At 47.0% G+C, this 23,052-nt stretch carries 21 protein-coding genes and 2 riboswitches; of the genes, 14 read left to right on the top strand and 7 right to left on the bottom strand.

What is annotated here, in order from left to right; genetic code table 11:
- Window positions 1-199: 199 nt before the first annotated feature.
- A complete protein-coding gene (galU, locus tag V1501_RS06160; protein WP_409291953.1) occupies window positions 200-1,078 on the top strand; it encodes a UTP--glucose-1-phosphate uridylyltransferase GalU in 879 nt (292 codons plus the stop codon).
- Between the two features lie 90 nt (window positions 1,079-1,168).
- Here the strand turns inward: galU and V1501_RS06165 are convergent, their stop codons facing one another.
- Complete coding sequence (locus V1501_RS06165) at window positions 1,169-2,914, bottom strand: B12-binding domain-containing radical SAM protein (protein ID WP_409293262.1); 1,746 nt, start codon at window positions 2,912-2,914, stop codon at window positions 1,169-1,171.
- Between the two features lie 303 nt (window positions 2,915-3,217).
- Entirely contained in the window at window positions 3,218-4,270 is a 1,053-nt protein-coding gene (locus V1501_RS06170) for an acyltransferase family protein (protein ID WP_409291954.1), read from the bottom strand.
- Between the two features lie 250 nt (window positions 4,271-4,520).
- Between V1501_RS06170 and V1501_RS06175 the strand changes: the two genes are divergently transcribed.
- The gene (locus tag V1501_RS06175) at window positions 4,521-6,707 is read left to right on the top strand and encodes a PAS domain S-box protein (RefSeq protein WP_409291955.1); all 2,187 of its coding nucleotides are present in this window, start codon (window positions 4,521-4,523) and stop codon (window positions 6,705-6,707) included.
- Window positions 6,708-6,769: 62 nt separating this feature from the next.
- On the opposite strand, the gene mtnA is transcribed toward V1501_RS06175, so the two are convergent.
- From mtnA to V1501_RS06190, 3 genes are all read right to left on the bottom strand, one after another.
- Window positions 6,770-7,816, bottom strand: coding sequence for an S-methyl-5-thioribose-1-phosphate isomerase (gene mtnA / locus V1501_RS06180; protein WP_409291956.1), 1,047 nt, complete (start codon window positions 7,814-7,816; stop codon window positions 6,770-6,772).
- A 70-nt stretch (window positions 7,817-7,886) separates the two neighbouring features.
- Complete coding sequence (gene mtnK / locus V1501_RS06185) at window positions 7,887-9,089, bottom strand: S-methyl-5-thioribose kinase (protein ID WP_409291957.1); 1,203 nt, start codon at window positions 9,087-9,089, stop codon at window positions 7,887-7,889.
- Window positions 9,090-9,204: 115 nt separating this feature from the next.
- Window positions 9,205-9,362, bottom strand: a riboswitch (SAM riboswitch).
- Between the two features lie 99 nt (window positions 9,363-9,461).
- Window positions 9,462-10,247, bottom strand: coding sequence for a carbon-nitrogen family hydrolase (locus tag V1501_RS06190; RefSeq protein WP_409291958.1), 786 nt, complete (start codon window positions 10,245-10,247; stop codon window positions 9,462-9,464).
- Window positions 10,248-10,349: 102 nt separating this feature from the next.
- On the opposite strand from V1501_RS06190, the gene V1501_RS06195 reads away from it, so the two are divergent.
- The 5 genes from V1501_RS06195 (at window position 10,350) to V1501_RS06215 (ending at window position 14,970) form a co-directional block, all read left to right on the top strand.
- Window positions 10,350-11,525 carry a pyridoxal phosphate-dependent aminotransferase gene (locus V1501_RS06195; protein ID WP_409291959.1) on the top strand — a complete coding sequence of 392 codons (1,176 nt, stop codon included), beginning with the start codon at window positions 10,350-10,352 and terminating at the stop codon, window positions 11,523-11,525.
- Window positions 11,526-11,650: 125 nt separating this feature from the next.
- Window positions 11,651-11,807, top strand: a riboswitch (SAM riboswitch).
- An 84-nt stretch (window positions 11,808-11,891) separates the two neighbouring features.
- A complete protein-coding gene (gene mtnW, locus V1501_RS06200; RefSeq protein WP_409291960.1) occupies window positions 11,892-13,130 on the top strand; it encodes a 2,3-diketo-5-methylthiopentyl-1-phosphate enolase in 1,239 nt (412 codons plus the stop codon).
- Window positions 13,131-13,133: 3 nt separating this feature from the next.
- Window positions 13,134-13,793 (top strand): 2-hydroxy-3-keto-5-methylthiopentenyl-1-phosphate phosphatase, encoded by a 660-nt coding sequence (locus V1501_RS06205; protein WP_409291961.1) that lies wholly within the window; start codon window positions 13,134-13,136, stop codon window positions 13,791-13,793.
- Window positions 13,790-14,419 (top strand): methylthioribulose 1-phosphate dehydratase, encoded by a 630-nt coding sequence (locus tag V1501_RS06210; protein ID WP_409293264.1) that lies wholly within the window; start codon window positions 13,790-13,792, stop codon window positions 14,417-14,419. The genes V1501_RS06205 and V1501_RS06210 overlap by 4 nt, the downstream gene beginning before the upstream one ends.
- Window positions 14,420-14,436: 17 nt before the next feature.
- Window positions 14,437-14,970: a 1,2-dihydroxy-3-keto-5-methylthiopentene dioxygenase gene (locus V1501_RS06215; protein ID WP_409291962.1), complete on the top strand. Its 534-nt coding sequence runs from the start codon at window positions 14,437-14,439 to the stop codon at window positions 14,968-14,970.
- A gap of 39 nt (window positions 14,971-15,009) precedes the next feature.
- Here V1501_RS06215 and V1501_RS06220 read toward each other — a convergent pair whose 3' ends face one another.
- A complete protein-coding gene (locus V1501_RS06220; RefSeq protein WP_409291963.1) occupies window positions 15,010-15,429 on the bottom strand; it encodes a YkvA family protein in 420 nt (139 codons plus the stop codon).
- Between the two features lie 225 nt (window positions 15,430-15,654).
- Between V1501_RS06220 and V1501_RS06225 the strand changes: the two genes are divergently transcribed.
- The gene (locus V1501_RS06225) at window positions 15,655-15,825 is read left to right on the top strand and encodes a Spo0E family sporulation regulatory protein-aspartic acid phosphatase (RefSeq protein ID WP_409293265.1); all 171 of its coding nucleotides are present in this window, start codon (window positions 15,655-15,657) and stop codon (window positions 15,823-15,825) included.
- A gap of 97 nt (window positions 15,826-15,922) precedes the next feature.
- On the opposite strand, the gene V1501_RS06230 is transcribed toward V1501_RS06225, so the two are convergent.
- A complete protein-coding gene (locus tag V1501_RS06230) occupies window positions 15,923-16,651 on the bottom strand; it encodes a ZIP family metal transporter (protein WP_409293267.1) in 729 nt (242 codons plus the stop codon).
- 244 nt (window positions 16,652-16,895) lie between these two features.
- Between V1501_RS06230 and V1501_RS06235 the strand changes: the two genes are divergently transcribed.
- The 6 genes from V1501_RS06235 to V1501_RS06260 all read left to right on the top strand — a co-directional run bounded on the left by V1501_RS06235 (window position 16,896) and on the right by V1501_RS06260 (window position 22,961).
- Window positions 16,896-17,345, top strand: a complete 450-nt coding sequence (locus V1501_RS06235; protein ID WP_409291964.1) for an Lrp/AsnC family transcriptional regulator — start codon at window positions 16,896-16,898, stop codon at window positions 17,343-17,345.
- Between the two features lie 243 nt (window positions 17,346-17,588).
- Complete coding sequence (nikB, locus tag V1501_RS06240) at window positions 17,589-18,530, top strand: nickel ABC transporter permease (RefSeq protein ID WP_409291965.1); 942 nt, start codon at window positions 17,589-17,591, stop codon at window positions 18,528-18,530.
- Window positions 18,531-18,609: 79 nt separating this feature from the next.
- Window positions 18,610-19,443: an ABC transporter permease gene (locus tag V1501_RS06245; protein ID WP_409293269.1), complete on the top strand. Its 834-nt coding sequence runs from the start codon at window positions 18,610-18,612 to the stop codon at window positions 19,441-19,443.
- 18 nt (window positions 19,444-19,461) lie between these two features.
- The gene (locus tag V1501_RS06250; protein WP_409291966.1) at window positions 19,462-21,000 is read left to right on the top strand and encodes an ABC transporter substrate-binding protein; all 1,539 of its coding nucleotides are present in this window, start codon (window positions 19,462-19,464) and stop codon (window positions 20,998-21,000) included.
- A 7-nt stretch (window positions 21,001-21,007) separates the two neighbouring features.
- Complete coding sequence (locus V1501_RS06255; protein WP_409291967.1) at window positions 21,008-22,015, top strand: ABC transporter ATP-binding protein; 1,008 nt, start codon at window positions 21,008-21,010, stop codon at window positions 22,013-22,015.
- On the top strand, window positions 21,978-22,961 hold the full coding sequence (locus V1501_RS06260) for an ABC transporter ATP-binding protein (RefSeq protein WP_409291968.1): 984 nt from the start codon (window positions 21,978-21,980) through the stop codon (window positions 22,959-22,961). Before V1501_RS06255 ends, V1501_RS06260 begins: the two co-directional genes overlap by 38 nt.
- Window positions 22,962-23,052 lie beyond the last annotated feature (91 nt).

A 23,052-nucleotide genomic window follows, 5' to 3' on the forward strand; every position in this document is an offset into this window, starting at 1 on the left:
CACAGGCAGCATCTATCGGCCAGCAATACCTGTTTGAAAATTCCTGGCGGGAGGAATGAGATGTTACACTTTCTAAATCTTCTGTTCCTTGTTCATGTCACTTTCTGCTTTCTGGCGATCCTGTATTATTCATTTGTTTTTCCGAAGTACCGGAAGGATAGTAATAAAAAGTACTTTTAACACAAGGGGTGCATCAGTCATGAAAAAGGTCCGAAAAGCAATTATACCGGCAGCCGGGCTTGGAACGAGATTCCTTCCAGCCACAAAGGCAATGCCAAAGGAAATGCTTCCGATTGTGGATAAACCCACCATTCAATATATTGTGGAAGAAGCTGTCGCTTCCGGCATAGAAGACATTATCATTGTGACGGGCAAAGGCAAGCGGGCAATCGAGGATCATTTCGATAAGTCTGTGGAGCTTGAACAGAACCTCATTGAAAAGGAAAAGTTTGAACTTCTTGAAAAAATCCAGCAGTCTTCAAACCTTGATATTCATTATATCAGGCAAAAGGAGCCGAAGGGCCTGGGACATGCTGTATGGTGTGCCCGGAGCTTCATAGGCGACGAACCATTCGCGGTTTTGCTTGGAGATGATATTGTACAAAGTGATGTGCCATGCTTGAGACAGCTGGCAGCGGTGTATGAAGAAACTGGAGCTTCGGTCATCGGGGTTCAATCTGTACCTGAAGAAAGCACCGGCAGATACGGAATCATCAGTCCCGCTTCCCGGGATGGAAGACGGATTCGGGTAGAGGGCCTTGTGGAAAAGCCTGCACCAGGTACAGCTCCTTCCAATATAGCGATAATGGGAAGATATATCCTGACTCCTGAAATCTTCAGGTTCTTAGGGAAGCATGAAGCAGGTTCCGGCGGTGAAATCCAGCTCACTGATGCCATTGAAAAACTGAATGGAATTCAGCGCGTCTTTGCTTATGATTTTGAGGGCAGACGCTATGACGTAGGGGAAAAAGCCGGTTTTATCAAAACAACGATCGAATTTGCGATGCAGGATCCAGGTTTGAGGAAGGAAATCATCAGCCTGATGGACGAGCTCCTTGTAGGAGCAGAACAGGGTTGATTCCTTTAGGCAAGTCATAGTGTCAGCGGTTACGAGCATAAAAAAACAACACCCCCCTGCAGCTGCAGGGGGGGTGTTAGGTATATGGCATCAGACAGCATGGAGTCTTAGCTCATGTTCGGATACTGTAAATAGCTTTGCCCCTTCTCCAGAAGGAGGGAAATAGGCGATCAGCAGGGATGGCGTTTCTGTGCCTGAGGCAATATCGAACTCGATTTTTTCTACCATAGTATGCTTATAAAGTTCCTTCTCACCTAGGGACAGGAGACTGAACTCACTGCCGAGCAATAGTGGGTTTTTCAGGATCTGTCTGTATACTTCGTTCCGGTCTTCCTTCGTCATTCCAGTCTCCCACCACGTTTTGCGCGGCTTATACTTATGGCCGGCCAGGTAATCATATCTCATCAGACCATCAGCAGCTGGGCTTTTCCTGGCACTTGCAGCAAGAAATTCTTCAAGCCGTTTGAAGAGATCTTCAAGCTGATGTCCAATTCTTGACCAGCCCCTCTCTTCCCAATAAGAACCAAACTCCTGGAAGAAGTCGAAGGCAGTGGGAAACGTATGTGAAACAAGGTACTCCAGGGTCCGGTCCATACGGTGGTCATTCCAGTATTTTTCCAGAACATCCTCTACCTGTTTGATTCTTACAATATCTTCAAAGCTCAGCAGATTGTTTCCCAGGATCTCATACGGCGATTTGTCCATATAGATATACCCATGCTGCGCAGCGGAATGCCTAAGTCCGGTACCTCTAAGCATCTTAAGGAATCCAAGCTGGAGCTCCTCGGGCCTGAGGGCAAAAACATCATTGAAGGTTTTCTTAAAGGTTTCATAGTCCTCCTCAGGAAGCCCTGCAATCAAATCGAGATGCTGGTCGATTTTTCCTCCATCCTTGACCATCGTGACGGTACGGGTCAGCTTCTCCCAGTTCTGCCTTCTTTTCACAAGCTCGTTGGTAGGGTCATTGGTGGACTGGACACCTATTTCAAACCGGAAAAGCCCTTCGGGAGCATTCTGATTCAAGAATTCGATGACCTCCGGCCTCATAATATCCCCTGTAATTTCAAATTGGAAGACACTGCCCGGCACATGCTCGTCAATCAGGAACTGGAACATCTCGAGAGCATAGCTTCGGCTGATGTTAAAGGTCCTGTCCACGAATTTGATGGTCTTCGCACCGTTTGCCAGTAAGTAACGGATATCCTCCTTGATCTTTTCCCTGTCAAAATAGCGTACGCCAACCTCGATGGATGACAGGCAGAACTGGCAGCTGAAGGGACAGCCTCTGCTGGTTTCGATATAAATCACACGTTTGGACAGATGGGGGATGTCTTCAACAAAACGGTAGGGAGACGGCATTTCCCTCAAATCAAGCTTTGCCGCCCCCGGCTGAATTTTATTTTTGCCGTCTACCCGGTAGGCAAGGCCGGGTATGGCAGAGAAATCGCGGCTTCCATCAAGCTGGATAAGCAGCTGTTTGAAGGAGGCTTCGCCTTCGCCGATGACGATGAAATCCGCTTCCGGAATCCTGTCCAGCCAGTGAATAGCATCGTAGGTTACTTCTGGTCCCCCGAGGATGATTGTCAGTTCCGGCTTTATTTTTTTCAAGATTGAAATGACTTTTATCGTTTCTTCAATATTCCAGATATAACAGCTGAAGCCGACGACATCAGGATTTTTATTATAAAGGTCCGTCACGATATTGATGGCGGGATCCTTGATGGTGTATTCAGCGATGCCGACATTGTATTCAGGCTCCGCGCAGGCTTTTAGATAGCGTATGGAAAGACTGGTATGGATATATTTGGCATTAAGGGTTGTACAGATAATATTCATGTGAGCTGCGTTATTAACGCATGACACTCCTCTCAGGTAATAGGCTGACTTAACTTCTTATTATACCATTTTTCCATGGGGATATTCCTTTTTCCCCGCAATTTGCCAGGCATTTACGCCAAAACAATAAGTGATTGATTATGGAAGGGGCTCTACTTCCGGACGGCAGGCCTTCCCGGCTTTTCGCATTCGGCCGCGAAGCTACCGCAGATTGACCGAGAGTTTTACAAGCTTTGTCAGCCTATGAAGGGGAACTTGGGAAAAGGTGAAACAAAAACAGCACCTCCTGGGGGGTGCCGTTTTTCAGCCGTGAAATGGCTTCCTTAATTGGTTTTTTAAGAACTGGAAGTAGACTATTGCCTTGACCTTCAGAAATTTCAGCCTGTTTGTCCGGAGTTCAATGATGGGCTGTGCAAGAGAAGCAATTATGTCACTTGAGAGAGCTATGGTGATGATCAGCGATATACCAGCAAGCAGAATGAAATTCTCGGCATCTGTAAAAAAGCTGTGCAGGGAGCTTTCTTTGAAAAACTTGATGAAGAAACCATGAAGCAGATACACATACAGAGTCTGCTTTCCCCAATTGGTAAAGAAAAATTTCTTGTTGGGCACGAATGAAAAGAAGCTGAGTACCATCGCCAGGCTGAGTCCATACAATCCCAGCCGCTTGAACATGGCGTATACCTCTGCACCGCCAAGCTCGTCATACGGCTTGGAGCCAAGAAGCCATTTATAATCGATGTCTTTATTGAAATAGAACCAGGTAAAGACTGCTGCGAATGTTAGTGCAGAAATGATTCTGGCCTTGCTGCACATCAGCCGCTTGATATCTTCTTTGCCCAGGTGATAGCCAAGCAGGAAAACCGGGAAGAAAACAAGCGTCCTGGACAGGCTGAGAAAATTTGATATTTCATTGATATAGCCCGCACCGAGTGCTGCTAAGAGTGACAGTCCCAACCCCCGCCAGGTCCCGAGCTTAGCAAACAGGGGAAGCATTAGGTTCCAGCAGAATAGACTGACCAGGAACCAGAGCGCCCACTGCGGGTCCAGCAGATTGAAGGTAATTTCCTGCTTGTTATATAGATAATAGTAGTAAACCGTATATATCACTTGAAAAATCAGATAGGGAATGATCAATTTTTTTGCCAATTTACCCGCATAGCCCTTTTCATAGAACCCTTTAGCAAAAAATCCGGAAACAAGGATGAAAGCAGGCATATGGAAGGTATAAATCACCTTGTAAATGGTATAGATGATCTCGTCGTCTTCTATATAAGTCCTTAAGAGATGGCCGAACACAACCAGCACCATTAGAATGAATTTTGCATTGTCGAAGAAGTAATCCCGCTTTTTCATAACGTCCTCCTGGTGTAAGGCTTTTCAAAAGCAGTATTTATTTACCCGAACCACTATAAGGGAAAACCTGTTGATTATCAATGGCAGGTCCTGCCTGCCCCCAGGACCCCTTTTTAGGCTGGCAATCCTAAATTAGTTAATAATTCCTGTTTTTTCATAATTTAATAGGATTTTTGTAAAAGTATGTAGAATAAATAGTGTCAGAAAAAGAAGGAATTGCCCTTACCAGGACAGGCGGAGGTGTGCTTTTTTGTCTAAAGCAATTTACACAGAGGAATTGAAGGAGTGTCAGGCAGAGGTGCTGTCCTTGAGGCAGCAGGTGAAAATGTACTATGATTTTTTCGGCGTGATTTCGGATGCGCTGATTATAGTGAATAAAGATGATCAAATTGTATATGTGAATGGATTGGCCTGTAAGCTGTTCAACCTTCAGGAAAACGAACTTTACCGGCTTTATTTAAATAAATTTCTTCAGCTTGTGCCAAAGGAAATCCGGGAATACCAGGATAAGATGCTCGAAAAGGAAGGCGTGTATTCCGATGAGTGGACAATCAAACTTGGAGACGGTTCTGTTAAATATGCAGAATATGTAGCGACCCTGGACAAATTAGAAGAAAAGCGGATATACCGCATCAAGGATATTACCATTCAAAAGAAGAGGGAACAGGAGCGGAATATCTCTGTCCAAATGTTTGCGGACCTCTTGAACCAGGCGGTCGATAATATTGTAATCTTCAATAAGGATGGGGAAATAGTTGATGTGAATCCGTCCTTCTGCCGCGCTGTCGGTGAGGCAAAAGAAGCTCTCTTCGGCAAAAGCATCGATGAGTTTGTCGATGGGGCTTATAGAGAGAAATGGAAGGCTGAGAAACTTTCGGTGGACCAGCATGGCTCCGTCGAAGGAGAGGTGGTCTTCCGCCATGCCAAGGGATATACCCATTATGAATATATAACAAGCACGAATATGCTGAACGGGCTTTATATGAGCATCATGAGGGATGTGACAGAAAAGCTGAGCATAGAAAAGAAGCTCCGGAAAAGTGAAAGGAATTTTACTGAGTTATTCGAACAGGCCCTGGATGCCATCGTCTTTTATGACAAGGATGGCGTTATTCAGCATGTAAATCAATCTGCGGCAAAAATCTTTGAAACCAAAAAACAGGACTTGATTGGAATGAAACTTTCAGACTTTGTCCTGACCAGGGATGCCCGGTACTATTATTTGCAGAACGAGCTGCAGGAAAAGAAGGCGATCCGGGCAGAGATGTTTTTCTTGATGGGAAATGGGCAGAAGAAGCTCCTGGAATTCACATCCCGTATCCATGAGGAGGACGATCATGTTATTACCATCCTCCGAAATGTCAGCGAAAAGTATCAGATGGAACTTCAGCTCAGGAAAAGCGAACAAAAATTCAGGAAGGTATTCGAAGATTCGATCGATGGCCTCATTCTCTGGGATAGTTCGGGAAGAATTGCCGATATCAATGAATCAGGATTAGAAATACTCGATCTCCCAAAAAGTATCCCGGCCAATTCTATATATGACCTTATCAATCTGATGCCGGAGAATGCCCGCAATTTTGAGCAGTATCTTGAGGAGCTGAACGAATTTGAATTCAGCAGTTCCATCATCCCCATTCATTATCATGATGGCACAATCAAGCATATTGAATTTTCCACCAGAATCAATACGGGTCTTTCCTTGACAGTTTTCCGGGATGTGACGGGTCAGCTTGAGATGCAGGAACAGCTGAGGAAGTCGGACACCCTGAATGTAGTAGGGGAGCTTGCTGCCGGGATAGCCCATGAAATAAGGAATCCAATGACCGCTCTAAAAGGATTCATCCAGCTCCTGGAAGGAAGCATCCAGGAGGACTATACAACATACTTCCGTGTGATAAAATCCGAGCTCCAGCGCATTGAGTCCATCATCACCGAGTTTCTGGTGCTTGCTAAACCACAGGCCGTCAAATTCCTTCAGAAGGATGTAAAAGAAATTCTGACCGACACCATTGAATTGATGAGAGCCCAGGCGTTGATGCAGAATATACAATTTGATTCTCTCTACAGCAAAAAGGTGGAGAAAATCTATTGCGAGGGAAATCAGCTTAAGCAGGTATTCATAAACATTATCAAAAATGCGATCGAAGTCATGCCAAAAGGCGGGGTCATCACCATAAAGACTGACGAGTACCTGGATAAATTCGTCAGGATCTCAATAAGTGACCAGGGGCAGGGAATCCCGGAGGAAAAAATCAAGAAATTAGGGGAGCCTTTTTATACCACAAAGGAGCGGGGCACAGGCCTTGGGCTAATGGTAAGCTACAAGATCATCGAGGAGCACAAGGGATGGATCGATGTGGAAAGCAAAGAGGGTGCAGGGACAACCTTCCATATCTATCTTCCAATTGATGGACGTGAGGGGGTTTTGTCATAAACAGCGGCACTGTAAAAGGGCAGGCAGTGAAAAAACCAAAGGAGAGCTCCTCCCTTGGTTTTTTATTGATTAATCACTTTTTGGATTTCCTGCCTGTAGTCGGGATAGATGATCCCCTTCTCCGTTATAAAAGCCGTTATCAGGCTTCCCGGCGTTACATCAAATGCGGGATTAAAAACATCAACTCCCTCGGGGGCGATCCGGATGCCGTGAATATGGGTGATTTCCTCCGGATTTCGTTCCTCAATCGGAATGGATTCTCCGGAGGCAGCCGACAAATCAAATGTGCTCGAAGGGGCTGCAATGTAAAATGGAATATTGAAGTGTTTAGCCAGTACCGCAAGGCCGAATGTCCCGATCTTATTGGCGGTATCTCCGTTTTCCGCTATCCGGTCAGCTCCTGCGATGATGGCGGTGACTTCCTTTGTTAATATGGTATGGGCGGCCATATTGTCACTGATTAATGTAACATCCACACCGGCCTGCATAAGTTCCCATGCGGTCAGCCTGGACCCTTGAAGAACAGGGCGGGTCTCCAGGGCGTACACCTCCAGGTTTATGCCTTTTTCAGCTGCCAGATGGAAAGGAGCCAAGGCAGTTCCGTACCTGGCAGTCGCAATTCCGCCGGCATTGCAGATGGTCATCGCCCGGTCGCCGGCTTTAAAAAGTGATAAGCCATGCTCGCCGATCTGACGGCAGGTTTCTTCATCCTCGAGGTATATTTTCAGGGCTTCATGTACCAGGTCAGTTTTTGCTTCGTTTACCGTGACAGCCCCGTCAAGGACCGATTCCATCCTGTTCAAAGCCCAGAACAGGTTTACTGCAGTAGGGCGCGAACCGGCCAGATAGGAAATGGCCGATTGAACCTTTTGTTTAAATTCAGGGAAATTTTCATCCTCCAAGGACCCTGCAGCCAGTGCCGTCCCGAAGGCTGCCGTAATTCCGATCGCTGGAGCTCCGCGGACTTTAAGTGTCACAATGCTGTCATAGACATCCTCCAGGGTACGAAGTTCCAGGTATTCGGTCTTCTGCGGAAGAGCCTGCTGGTTCAAAATCGTTATATGTGTGTCATTCCATTGAATGGATAATGGCAGTGTTGTTTTTTGCATCTCTGATTAACTCCTTCTCATGGTCACGCAATCCCTATTTACCGTTACGGGGCTGTGCCTGGTCCTCACATTATGAAAAAGCAGCGGCCTTCATCTGTTCCTGGGAGGTCTTGATAAGGCCGTTAATATCATCAATCTGCCCACGCTGGAGGATCAGCTCTCTCCCGATTCTTAAAGCGGATTTTTTTGCTGCAAGCCTTTCGCTGTCATCTTCGATTCCATCCAGATCTTGAACATGGGCGAGGCCGATCGTGCGTCTGATCAATTCACAGCCCGCAAAGCCAAGGGCATCCCGGAAGGTCTTTTCAAGTACAGCTTCCAAAAAGCCTGGCGTTGTGCAGTATATTTCATTCCCTTCATCATGCCAGAGCCCGGTGTATATAGTTTTGAACGTGCTCCATACCTCATGAAGATGCTGGTATATCACCCCTTTTCCGTCTTCCGTCCGGGAAATGGCCTGAAACAGCAGGTTAGCGAGGTACTGGCCCAGGTCAAATCCGGCAGGTCCATAGAATGCAAACTCAGGATCGATCACTTTTGTTTCGGCAGGGCTTGCAAAAATACTTCCTGTATGAAGGTCTCCGTGCAGGAGTACTTCCTGTTCCGTCATGAAACTCCTTTTCAGCTTAGCGGCTTCAACCTTTAGGTGCTGATCGGCAAAAAGGCTTTCGACATAGGGTGTAAGAGCCTCTTCAAAATCATTTGTTTCATGATTGAAGAATGGGTCGGTAAACACAAGGTCCTCAGTGATTTTGCAAAGCTCTGGATTTGTGAATTGCCTGGCAAATTCTTTTTTCTTCCCAGGATCCAGGAAGAAGTCGGAGGTGTAAAAAAAGGTCTTTGCCAGGTACTGGGCGATATGCCTGGACAATTCGGGATATTTCTGCCCTGAAATCAAACCTGACCTGGCAATGGTCAGCCGTGACAGATCTTCCATGACTGTAACGGCGAGCTGCTCATCGGAATAATAGACCTCAGGTACAAGCTCCGGACAGAAGCTGCCGAATATCTTCAACGCATTCGCTTCGATCACGGCGCGCTTCAGGGTGAGCGGCCAGGATTCACCGACGACTTTTGCATATGGAAGAGCCTGTTTGATGATGACCCCTTTGCCAGTCAGTGAATCTTTTATATGAAATACATAATTTAAATTTCCATCCCCAATTTCACTGCACGAAAGTGAGCTTCCTTCTTCAAATAATCCTAAGCGGATAACTAGGGCTATGGCAGCAGGCCCGCTCAACGGCTCGTATGCTTGTATGCTTTCTCCCATTTTTCATTCCTCCTAGACGGGTTCAATTTGATCCCAAAATGTTCTTTTTAATCAGATTTCCATAAAAAAACGCCTCTTCCTTATACAGAAAGAGGCGAAAAGAGCAGCTTTGCACCTCTTATCTGGCAGAAACCAAGGTTCCTGCAGGAATTAGCACCGTGCCTTACTGAACATTCAGGCGCATTCATTTAATCGCGCCCCATCTCACAATGGTATTACGGTCGGTTGCTGGGCTTCATCGGGCCATATCCCTCAGCCTGCTCTTGATAAGAGTAGTATGAAATTAAGAACTGCCATCCGTTTGTCTGGCTCGTTGTGAATCATAACAATTTTGAAAATATTTTGTCAACCATTTTTAGTAAAAAAAGAAAGTCATTTGTAAAAATCAGTTCTTCTGTCCTGGAAGACGGGGATCATCCCCCGGACTTCCTGAACCCTGGCAAGATCCAGTTCAGCGGAGAGAATCTGTTCACCCTGTCCGCCCTCTCCGAGTATTTCTCCCCACGGGTCAATGATTAACGAACAGCCTCCGAAGGCATTCTTCGGATCGGAGCCGGATCGGTTGACCGCTACCACATAAGCCTGATTTTCAATCGCTCTGCTGATCAGGAGGCTTTTCCAGTGCTGAATTCTCGGCGCCGGCCATTCTGCCGCGACGAATAAGATTTCAGCGCCATCAGCCGCATGCGTACGCATCCACTCAGGGAAACGGATGTCATAGCAGATAAAGCCGGCGCAGGATGTATCATCCAGCACGAAATGCCCGTCACTGCTGCCAGGCTTAAGATAGTGATGTTCGTCCATCAGCTGAAACAAGTGCAGCTTGCTGTATTGCTTTATTTCCCGGCCATTTTTATCAACAACAAGGAGGGTGTTGTAGACACCATCTTCTGTCCTCTTGGCAACAGAACCGCCAATGATATGGAAACCATGCTTGAGGGCACAATTTTTCAGAAAGGAGAGGGTGGTCTCTGCCCGGTCGTCTGCAATGGAGTCAAGACGTGTCAAATCGTAGCCCGTAGTCCACAGTTCCGGCAGGACCACAGCGTCAGGCCTGCTTTTGGCTGCTTCAGCCAAAAGGAGTTCAGCTTTTTTATAATTTTCTTCCGGATTGCCAAAGGCAATGTCCATCTGAATACAGGCAATTTTCCATTTCAAGTTAAACACCTCTGTTTAGCGTCAGATTATCTTTACAATCTCATATTAACGATATATCATTTGTGATTAGAATTTCAAGAAATTTCAGAGAAGGTGTTTAAGATGCTTCATTTTGAAAAATCGGATTTATTGAAGTCTCTGCCAACGCAGTTTTTTGCATCTTTAGTGGCAAAAGTCGGGGCAATCACGGCAAAAGGGCATGATGTCATCAATCTAGGGCAGGGCAACCCGGACATGCCGACGCCCGCACATATCGTGCAAAGGCTGCAGAAGGCTGCGGCTGTCCCTGTCAACCATAAATATTCTCCATTTCAGGGCTATCCGTACCTTAAGGAGGCGGCGGCAGAATTTTATAAAAAGGAATATGGAGTGGAGCTTGATCCTAAAACGGAAATAGCGATCCTGTTCGGAGGAAAAGCCGGGCTTGTGGAACTTCCGCAATGCCTCCTGAATCCCGGGGGTTCAATCCTGGTTCCCGATCCGGGCTACCCTGATTATTGGTCTGGTGCTGCCATCGCCAAGGTAAGGATGGAATATATGCCGCTGCTCGAGGAAAATAACTTCCTGCCGGATTACGATAAACTGAGTCCGGAAGTTCTGGACAGTGCGGGCATGATGTTTTTGAATTACCCGAATAATCCGACAGGCGCTGTAGCCGACAGAGCCTTTTTTGAGAATACAGTCGAGCTTGCAAAGAAGAACAGCCTCTGCATCGTTCATGACTTTGCATATGGTGCCATTGGCTTCGATGGGAAAAAGCCGCTGAGCTTCATGCAGTGTGATGGGGCAAGGGATGTGGGGATCGAAATTTATACACTGTCAAAAACCTATAATATGGCAGGCTGGAGAGTCGGCTTCGCAGTCGGGAACCGCAGTGTGATTGAAGCCATTGAACTGCTGCAGGACCATCTGTATGTGAGTCTGTTTCCAGCCGTGCAGGAGGCTGCAGCGGAAGCGCTGCTTTCCTCCCAGCAGTGCGTGGATGATCTCCTTGGCATGTATGAGTCGCGCCGGCAGGTTTTTGTCGGAGGATTGCAGAAGCTTGGGTGGGATGTGAGTGCGCCGGCAGGTTCCTTTTTTGCCTGGCTGAAGGTGCCTGAAGGGTATACATCTGAACAATTTGCCAATCTGCTGCTCGAAGAAGCCCATGTGGCAGTTGCGCCCGGCAACGGATTTGGGACGTATGGAGAGGGCTATGTAAGGGCCGGCCTGCTGGCCTCTGAGGAAAGACTGGCCGAGGCTGTAGAGCGGATCAAGAGACTGAATATTTTCAAATGATTAAATTGTTTATAAAATGGTATTGACAGTGGACAAATTTACTGGCATAATCCTAATTGTTTAAGGATACATGAATCCGACATAACGCAGCGGATTTTATCCGCTCATTAATTTTATATATCATATTCTTATTTTGAGCAGGTGGAGGGAACTAGCCCGATGAAGCCCGGCAACCGACTGTAATTCCATTGTGAAATGGGGCGCAAGATTTTTCCTGCGCCGGGATGAAAATTCCTTAGGGCACGGTGCTAATTCTTGCAGCCTGTGGCTGAGAGATAAGAAGCTGGTGTCACTGCCTCTTCTTATGAAGGGGCTTTATTTATTTTTCTGGCATAATAGCATGCGGCACGTCTAAGGAGAGATTTTATGAGCGAAGTGATAGCAGCCTACCTGATCCATGAATCCAGCACCGAGGCAGAGAAAAAAGCTGAAGGGATTGCCCTCGGTCTCACAGTCGGGACCTGGACAAGTCTGCCCCAGCTTGAAAAGGAACAGCTGAAAAAACATAAGGGGAGAGTGGTATCTGTCTCAGAAATTGAAGAATCAGAAGCTGCCAGCAGGTATTTCGGGAAGCCTACAAAGCGGTCATTGATCAAGATCGCTTATCCAGCAGTAAACTTTTCGAGCGACCTGCCGGCCATCCTGACAACCGTTTTTGGAAAGCTCTCACTGGACGGGGCAATCAGGCTCATCGACCTGAGTTTTGAAGGCACCCTGAAGGCCGCTTTTCCAGGGCCGCGCTTTGGGACCCGTGGCATCAGGGAAAAACTCGGGGTGAAGGACCGTCCTCTTGTCATGAGCATTTTCAAGGGAGTTCTGGGAAAGGATCAATCGTATCTGGAGGAGCAGCTGAAGGAACAGGCACTTGGCGGTGTAGATGTTGTCAAGGATGACGAAATCCTTTTCGATAATCCGCTTACACCTTTCAGTAAAAGAATCCAATTGAGCCGGAATCTCTTAAATTCGATTTATGAAGAGACCGGGCATAGGACATTATATGCTGTCAATCTGACCGGCCGGACCTTCGAACTTAGGGACAAAGCCAGGAAAGCGGCAGAAGCAGGGGCAGATGCCCTGCTGTTCAACGTATTCTCATATGGACTTGATGTGCTGCAGGCCCTGCGGGAGGATCCTGAAATCGGGCTTCCGCTCATGGCCCACCCTGCCTTCAGCGGCGGACTGACATCCTCTGGAATCTATGGAGTGGGAAATCCGCTGCTGCTTGGGACACTGGTCCGCACTGCCGGCGCAGACTTCTCGCTGTTTCCTTCTCCATATGGAAGTGTAGCCATTCCAAGAGAGGATGCACTCGGCATCAGAAGAAACCTGACTTCTGAAGATGCACAGTGGAAAAAGACTTTCCCTGTACCATCGGCAGGCATACATCCAGGCATGGTCCCTGATTTGATTGCAGATTTTGGTGTGGACAGCGTCATCAATGCCGGCGGCGGCATCCATGGGCATCCAGATGGGGCCAGGGGTGGCGGCAGAGCCTTCAGGCAGGCAGTAGATGGAGTCTTAAGCGGGAGCGGCCTCCTGAATTATTCCGAAGAACATCCTGAACTCAGGAAGGCGCTTGAATTGTGGGGAGGTGTCCCAAAGTAGGATATGAGACCAATCATTTTTTGTGATTTTGACGGCACCATTACAGAATCGGACAACATCATTTCATTGATGAAGGAATTCGGCCCTGAAGGCTGGCGTGACTTGGCTGATGCGGTCCTGAACAAGAAAATCAGCATCTCTGAAGGAGTGGGGAAGATGTTTTCTCTGCTGGAAAGCAGCAAGAAAGATGAAATCATCCGCTTTGTGGAATCCAGCGCTGTCATCAGGCCCGGGTTCCGTGAATTTACCGGCTTTGCAAAAGAGCAGAACATCCCCTTCTATGTGGTCAGCGGAGGAATCGATTTCTTTGTAAAGCCTATGCTTAAACCTTTCGATGGGATTGCTGGAATCTACTGTAACCACGCCAGCTTTAAAAAGGATAATATTGAAATAGAATGGCCGCACAGGTGTGACCTTTCCTGTTCTAAGGCTTGCGGCTGCTGCAAACCCAGTATTATGAGGAGCATTGCTTCAGAAAAGGAATTTAAGATTGTGATCGGTGACTCAATAACAGACCTTGAAGCAGCAAAGATCGCCGACCTTGTCATAGCTAGGGATTATCTCAGTGAGAGATGTGCGGAGGAAGGCATTCCCTATCATCCTTTTACAACCTTTTATGACTGCATGGAAATAGTGGCCAGAGAATTGGGGGCGGCTGTATAGTGGATTATCGTGAGAAATGGGAAGAACTGGCTGACATAAAAGACGAGCTGGCCGCCCGTGACTGGTTCATGGGAACGAGCGGCAATCTCTCCATCAGGGTGGCAGCCAATCGCTTCCTGGTTACGGCAAGTGGAAAAGATAAGCGTAAACGGACTCCTGACGACTTCCTCCTCGTGGATGAATACGGAAATGCAGCAGAAGATACCGCCCTTAGGCCGTCCGCTGAAACCCTGCTCCACGCAGCGATATACGAGCGGACAGAGGCGGGCTGCATCCTGCATGTACATACGGCGGAAAACAATGTGATTTCAGAACTGTATGGAGATTCCGGGAGCATTACCTTCACCGGACAGGAAATAATCAAGGCATTTGGAAAATGGGAGCAGGATGCTGAGTTAAAAATTCCCATCATCTTCAATCATGCAGATATCCCTGCATTGACAGAAGAATTGATCCCCCACATAGAAGGAGATTCCGGTGTGGCACTGATCCGGCGCCATGGCATTACAGTTTGGGGCAAAACAGCCTTTGAAGCTAAAAAACTGCTCGAGGCTGCAGAATTTTTATTCGGGTATGAACTGCTGCTGCTCCAAAGCAAAACAGCTTTTATAGTAAACCAAAAATGAAACAGGGAGGAAAGAATATGGCAACGATTTACATCAAGCAAACAGAAGAAACCATTGAAAACCGCGAACAGGTAGTTAATTACCTTGAAGAACAGGGAGTCATTTACGAGATATGGGATATCAATAAGCTGCCAGATTCCCTAAGGGAAAAATTCGATTTGAATGATGAAGAAAAAGCCGGTATTCTCGACAGCTTTGCTGAAGAGATCGCTGATATATCCGCACGCCGCGGCTATCAGGCACAGGACGTGATTTCCCTCTCAGACGCTACCCCAAATCTCGACCAGCTTCTTGCTAACTTCAAGCAGGAGCATCACCATACAGATGACGAGGTCCGCTTCATCGTCAGCGGCCATGGCATCTTTGCGATCGAAGGAAAGGATGGAGTATGGTTTGATGTTAACCTGAATCCCGGCGATTTAATCAGTGTCCCTGTCAATACCCGCCATTACTTTACCCTTCAGGAAGACCGCAAAGTGGTAGCGGTGCGTATCTTTGTCACAAGTGAAGGCTGGGTGCCGATTTACGAGAAAGAACAGCTGCAGGCTTAATAAAAAGGCTTTTCCCGGGAATGCACCGGGAAAGCCTTTTTATAATTTTACTGCCGTTTTTTCTCTTCCCGTTATTTTCCACTCCAGGTATTGCTCGATATCATAATCAAGCTGGGAAAGCACAAATCCGAGGACTGCGATGTCATCCATCATGCCGAATCCCAAAAGGAAATCCGGGATGAAATCAAGAGGTGAGACAAAATAAATAATCCCAACCAGGATGATGATGAGCGAACGGTATGGGATCCGTCTGTAATCTCCCGCCGCCCACGATTTGGCCATCTCCATCAGGAGCTGCAGCCTTTTCCAGACACCCTTTAAGGCAGTCTCGTTTTTTGCTGCTTTCCCGGCCGCCCTTTTTAATAGAGTACGGCTTCTGCCTTTATCTCCGGCCATTTTGCCTGCCTGAATCCTGAACAGGCGGTATGCGATTTTTGTAAAAAACCATTTTCTTAGCATGTTTCCCACCTTCTTTTGGCTCCTTTACCACAAAAGCAGTTCGGGCAAACAGAAGGATTGGGAGCTGTATCTTCTTTGCGGCTTTATGAATGGATGTAGTTTTATACCCTTTTTTAGCATCTTTTGTCTAGTATTGCGATTCCCTTTACAAAGGGGAGGGAACTGGCCATAATGCTATAGTATAATACTATTTTTCAAAAGGAAGTATGTGAAATCATGGAGTCCATGCCCCTTAAAAACTTACAGGAAGTTATCCGGATTAAACGCAGTGAATTGATTATCACGGCAAAAGATTATGGATTGACGCACGAACAGACGATTAAAAGCAGCCAGGAATTAGACAAGCTGATCAATGAATATCTCGCTTTCACACCCATGAAGCGTTTCAATGTATAGACCAGTTGCGGTATGTATGTGTCTGCCAATGATTTATTTTATGCACGGGTCAAAGCCCTCCAGCCAAAAGGCGGAGGCCTTTCCTGTGCCTTGAAACTTATATCTGCAATAATAGCAGCATAAAGATAAGCCCAGCGATAAATGCATAGGTTGACAGGGTTTCATTACCGTCCCCATGGCTTTCGGGGATAAGTTCCTTATAAATGATGAACAGCATAGCACCCGAAGCAAAGGCTAGGCCATAGGGTACCAGGAAGCCAAGATAGGCTGTGAGACTGTAGCCGAGCAGTCCTGTCACGATTTCAATGGCGCCGGTCAGAGTGGCAATAATAAAAGCCTTGAATCTGTCAATTTTCTGGTTAACCAGAAATAGGGCGACCAATAGGCCTTCCGGAGCATTTTGCAGACCGATTGCCAGTGCAATCAGGTTTCCCGTTCCTTCCACATCCGAGGCATAGCTTACTCCGACAGAAAGTCCCTCCGGGATATTGTGGAGAGTGATAGCCGATATGATTAATAGAGCTTTCTGATCAAACTCAATGCCGCTTTTGGAATGCTGCAAATCTATATGTGGTATGTTTTTTTCTAAAAGGTTCAGGGCACCGACCCCAAGGAACATACCGATGGTCAAAGCGGTGAATCCGCCGGTATCCATGGCCTGCGGAATCAGGCCGAACATGCAGGCGGCCATCATGATCCCTGCTGTAAGCGCTAAAATTACATCTCTCCACTTGTGGGTTATGGACCCAGGAAGAAATAAAATTAGCAGCGCTCCGGCGCCGGTAGACATCGCGGATAGAATACTTCCCAGTAATACTTCTGTCATCATGTTCTCCTTCTTATAAGGTGCTTTATTTTTATGGAACAGGGCTGCCATTTTCGAAGAGAATACCTACTTATATCATATATCCCCAATCAGGCTTTGAACAGACTTCAAAGGGATAGTCCTAGTCAGTATATACTATTTGACGGCTTCGCCCAAAAAGTTCACTTTATAAAATATATTGAATTTTCAAATCCATTCTGATTAAAATAAGTGTTACAAGTGCAATTTTCAGGTGGTGAACTTTTTGAAAATCGATGAAACAGACCGGAATATCCTTAGCCTGCTATCCAATAATGGAAGGATGTCCTATGCCGAAATCGGAAAGGAATTAAGTCTTTCCAGGGTAGCGGTAAGAGAAAGAGTCAACCGGATGGAGGAAAACGGAGTTATTGAAAAATTCAGTGTGGTTATTAATTCCGAAGCAGTCGGAAAAAAGGTATCTGCTTTCTTTGAGGTGGATTGTGAGCCGGCTTTCCTGGTATCGGTGGCTGAGAATCTTGCCAACAACCCCAGTGTGGCCAGCTGCTACCAGATGACAGGGCCAAGCACCCTTCATATGCACGTACTCGTCGAGGACTTTGCTTCTCTGGAGAAGTTCATCAATAATGAACTTTATGCAGTGGAAGGAATCAGCAGAGTGGAGAGCCAGATCATGCTGAGGCGGTTCAAAAGCAGGACAGGCTTAAGACTATAAAGAAATCAGTAAAATGATGCAGCCCCGGATAACTTATCTGGGGCTTTTCTACGTAGTTCTTCGAAATTAAAATTAATTATATTTACCTACTGGTAATTTGTCAGAATATATATTAAAATCAAAAAAACCTTTATTGGTTCCCATTGTTAAATGGTTTCATATTTTTAATTAACAAACGGAACCAAAAGTATGCATAATACAAATTATTGGAATGCGCTTTCAATTCAAAAAGGAGGGAAAAAGTTGCTGGGTTTAATTATCAGAAGATTTCTTCAATTGCTGCTGCTGCTTCTTGGGATCTCCTTCATCGTCTTCATGAGCATGCATATTGCACCGGGAGATCCGGCGAATATTATCGGGGGACCGACAGCCACCAAGGAGGATATTGAAGGAATCCGGGAGAACCTGGGGTTGAACAAGCCCATATTGGTTCAATATGTGGATTATTTAAAGGGAGTGATACAGGGAGATTTTGGATTCTCTTTCCAAACAAAGGAATCCGTTTCCGAAGCCTTATTGAGCAGGTTCCCCAATACACTCAATCTTGCCATTGCCAGTATCATTGTCGCTGTCATCATTGGTGTCACGGCGGGAATCATTTCAGCACTTAAGCATAATTCCTGGTTTGACGGTGCCGCAACGGTTGTCTCTCTGGCAGGGATTTCAATCCCTAACTTCTGGCTGGGGGCAATCCTGATCCTTGTATTTGCGGTCAATCTTCAATGGTTCCCTGTCGGGGGGCTTACTGAACCATTTTGGACGATTGAAGGAATGAAGCAGCTTGCCCTGCCGGCGATCACATTGGGGACAAGTTCAGCCGCGATGATTGCCAGAATGAGCCGGTCGGCCATGCTTGAGGTGATCCGGGCAGATTATGTCAGGACTGCAAGGGCAAAGGGTGTAAAAGAAAGGACAGTCGTTCTTGTCCATTGTCTGCGGAACGCCATGATACCAGTTATAACGGTCATCGGCCTCAATTTCGGATTTTTGCTTGGCGGGACAATAATAACAGAACAGGTGTTTGCTATAAATGGGGTAGGCAGGCTGATGATTGAATCCATCGCTGCCAGAGATTTCCCGATGGTGCAGGGGGCCGTCCTTTTAGTCGCCACACTATTTGTTTTCGTCAACCTGGCAGTGGATCTAGTGTATGCGTTCATTGACCCGCGCATCAGTTTTGAGTAAGGGAGACTATGCTATGAGAGCAGAAACAGTCAGTGAAGCAGCTGCAGTCCTGCCAGTGAAAAAAAAGGACGCAGCCTTCATGAAAATAATGAAAAAACTCGTAAAGAACAAAGTGGCTGCGGTGGGCCTCATCATCATTTTCGTACAGGTCACCCTTGCTGTCTTTGCACCGGCCTTTGTTGTTCATGATCCGGTGAAACAGGATCTGGCAATGGCAGAACTGGGAGTCGGTACAAGCGGTCACTGGCTTGGCACAGATAATTATGGACGCGATATGTGGAGCAGGCTCGTCTACGGAGCCAGGATTTCTCTGATTGTCGGAATAGGCGCAGTCACATTCGGCCTGGCAGGTGGAATCACCCTTGGATTGATATCGGGCTACTACCGGAGATTAGATGGAATTATTATGAGAATTGTAGATTTATTGTTTGCATTTCCAGGAATCCTGCTTGCTATGCTGGTCATTGCAATTCTTGGTACGAGCCTGGTTAATGTGATCATTGCTATCAGTATCTGGTCGATACCGACCTGTGCAAGGATTGTCCGCGGCAGTGTTCTTTCAATCAAGAAACAGGAATACATACTGGCCATGAAATCGCTCGGTGCAAGCGACACCAGAATCTTGATCAAGCATGTGCTGCCCAATTGCATGGCGCCGATCATCGTATTTGCCACCATGAGGATGGCAACCGCCATCCTGTCGACTGCCTCGCTCAGCTTTTTGGGGCTTGGGGCACAGCCGCCGACTCCGGAATGGGGGGCGATGATATCGGCAGGACAGGACTTTATGTGGACCTCGCCGCATATGATCGTCATCCCGGGAATTGCCATCATGCTTGTGGTTTTTGCCTTCAATGTGGTAGGGGATGCCCTGCGTGATGCCCTCGATCCAGGCATGAATGTAGAAAACTAAAATTCAGGAGGAATAACAATGAAAAAACTTTTGACTAAATGGCCGGCCTTACTTTTCATTTTGATTTTAACTTTAGCAGGATGCAGCAGCAATTCGTCATCAGGTCAAAGCGGAAGCGGGAAGAATGCCCAGGAAATCACCTATGCAACGACCTCCAAAGTCGTTGGCCTCTCCCCGATCCTGACCAATGATTCTGTCTCTTCCGCCGTGAATGAACAAATCTATGAAACTCTGTTTTACCGGGACTCCAAGACTAATGAAATAAAAGGACTCCTTGCTGAAAAGGCTGAAAATCCGGACCCCAATACCTGGATCATCACCTTGAAGGATGGAATCAAATTTCAGGATGGAACAGATTTCAATGCAGAGGCTGTTAAATACACGTTCGATAAAATTAAAGATCCCAAAACTGCCGCTCCTCGTGCCTCACTCCTGGAGCCGATTAAATCAATAGAAGCAAAGGATGCAAAAACAGTAATTCTGAAGACCGAAAAACCATATGGACCAATGCTTGCAGCCCTGACCCATTCCAATGCTGCCATTGTCAGCCCGGCAGCGGATAAAAAGCAGGATTTAATGAAGAATCCGGTCGGTACAGGACCATTCAAGTTCAAGGCTAAGGAAAATGGAGAGGACATAGTGCTCGAGGCCAACAAAGACTACTGGCAGAAAGCCCCGAAACTGAAAAAAGTCACATTCAAAGTGGTGCCTGAGATTACTACGGCTGTTTCAATGCTGCAGACTGGCAAAGTGAACTTCCTGGACAATGTTACCGCTGAATTACTGCCCCGTGTAGAAAAAATAAAAGGTGCAGGCATTGAAAAGAAGCCAGGTACACCAGTCTATTATATTGCCTTCAATATGGATAAGGCTCCTATGAATAATCCGGAATTCCGAAAAGCCGCAGCTTATGCCATTGATACAAAGGGCTATGTAAAAAAACTGCGCGGGCTTGGAGTGGAATCAGGCTCATTCATCGGTCCCGAGCTATTCGGATATGACAAGTCATCAGAGCAAAAAGCCATTCAGTATGACCCTGAAAAAGCGAAAGAGATTGTTAAGGCAAACGGCTTTGACAAGCAGCAAATCACACTGCTTGCCGCAAATACGGCCGGCTACATGAATATGGCTGAAGTGTTCCAGGCCCAGTTAGCGGAGGCGGGAATTAAAGTCAAGATTGAAACACTGGAATGGGGAACATACCTTGAAGCCTCACAGAACGGCAAGTTTGATCTTACTGTCGCGGGCTGGTCAAATGTGACGGGGGATGGCAGTGAACTGCTGTTCCCAAGACTTCATTCGAAAAATGCAGGCTCAACAAATGTAGGACGATATAAGAACCCGGAGCTTGATAAATTAATAGAAGCTTCCCGTTCAACCGTTGACCAGAACGAACGAAAAAAAATCCTGAAACAGGCTAACGAGCTTGTGCTTTCAGACCTTCCAGTCATCCCTATTTACCATGGAGTTGCATCGATAGCTGCTGATGAATCCGTAAAGGGAATCAATCTGGAACCTACCGGCCAATGGAGTCTATACAACGCGGAAAGAAAGTAGGGATAGTATGGCCGAGAAAATCCTGGAGATTGAAAATCTGGTGACTACTTTCAAAACCGGGGGCGGGGAAGTTTCTGCCGTCCGCGGAATCTCCTTTTCATTACAAAAGGGTGAAACATTATGCATTGTAGGGGAGTCTGGATGCGGCAAAAGCATCACTGCCCTTTCCATCATGGGCCTCCTTGCAGGAAATGCAAGCTCCCAGGGGAAAATCGAGTTCAAGGGCGAAAACCTGTTGAAGCTGGATGGCGACAGGATGAGGAAAATCCGGGGGAATGAGATTTCCATGATTTTTCAGGAGCCGATGACGGCCTTGAACCCCACGTTCACCATCGGTTTCCAGCTGTGTGAGCCGCTCATGATCCACCGGAAATTATCTAAAAAAGCTGCAATCCAGCAAGGTGTGGAACTTCTGCGCCAGGTCGGCATCCCGCTTCCTGAAAAAAGGATGAAACAATATCCCCACGAGCTGTCAGGAGGCATGCGGCAGCGTGTTATGATTGCAATAGCACTAGCCTGCAATCCTAAGCTGCTGATTGCAGACGAACCTACGACCGCACTGGATGTCACCATCCAGGCCCAGATCCTCGATCTGCTGAATGACCTGAAGGACGAATTTGAAACAAGTGTCATCATGATCACTCATGACATGGGAGTAGTAGCAGAGACGGCAGACAGGGTAATTGTCATGTATGCAGGCGAGATTATTGAGGAAGGTCCTGTGGAGGATATATTCACAGAACCAAAACATCCATATACGATAGGGCTCCTTTCGTCTGTGCCAAATGTCGATGATCCTGATTTCAGCCTGAATCCGATTCCGGGCTCGCTGCCAAGCTTGAATGAACAGATCAGCGGCTGCCGGTTCCATCCCCGCTGTCCTTACGCCATGGAAAAATGCAAGGTCCAGCCGCCGGATGTCACACAAGGATCAAATGGCCACTCGGTAAGGTGCTGGCTTCATGAGGAGGAAGGTCATGAGTACACAAACTACAAGCCAACAAGTGCTGTATAGCCTTAACAATATAAAAAAGCATTATCCGATCAAAGGCGGGATCCTCAAGCGTGTAAAAAGTCATGTAAAAGCAGTCGACGGCATTTCCCTTGATATCTATGAAGGAGAAACCCTGGGGGTGGTCGGTGAGTCCGGGTGCGGAAAATCCACTCTTGGCCGCACGATCCTTGGGCTGGAAAAAGCTACAGAAGGAAAGATGAAGTTTAAGGGAGACGACTTGTCAGAAAAAACAGTCCGGCAGCTCAAGCCGTACAAACGGGAAATGCAGATGATTTTCCAGGATCCGTATGCTTCCCTGAACCCGAAGCAAAGGATTGGCGATGCCATTGAAGAGGCGCTTTTAATTCACACAAAGCTCAGTCCTGATGAGAGAAGGAAAAAAGTCCTTGAGCTCCTGAGGGAAGTAGGGTTAAAGGAAGAACACTATGACCGGTATCCGCATGAATTTTCCGGCGGCCAGCGCCAGAGGATTGGAATTGCCAGGGCCATCTCCATAAACCCGTCCTTTATCGTCTGTGATGAGCCGGTGTCGGCCCTTGATGTTTCCGTTCAGGCACAAGTGATCAAGCTGCTTCAAGACCTCCAGGAAAAACACGGCCTCACTTACATGTTCGTTTCGCATGACTTAGGCGTGGTCCGCCACCTTTGCACCCGGGTCCTAGTTATGTATCTCGGCCAGATGGTCGAGCTGGCACCGGTTGAGAAGCTGTACACAAATCCTGTCCATCCTTATACAGAAGCCCTTTTATCAGCCATCCCTAGGCCGGTCGTCGGTAAAAGGAGGGAACGCATCCGCCTGACAGGAGATCTGCCAAGTCCCACAGATCCCCCTGCCGGCTGTGCATTCCATACACGCTGTCCGCTGGCCACTGAAAAATGCAAGCTTGTGAGGCCCCAGTGGCGCGAAATAGAGGAAGGCCATTTTATAGCATGTCATCATAAATAGGGGAGCGAGAGCTGTAAGTGAAAAGAAGCGGAGCGGCCTTATACAGGCTCCCTCTGCTTCTTTCATTAGAGCAAAGTGCTTAAGCATATGA

The organism is Paraperibacillus esterisolvens, from assembly GCF_046237625.1.
GTDB classification, from domain to species: domain Bacteria; phylum Bacillota; class Bacilli; order Bacillales; family DSM-1321; genus Paraperibacillus; species Paraperibacillus esterisolvens.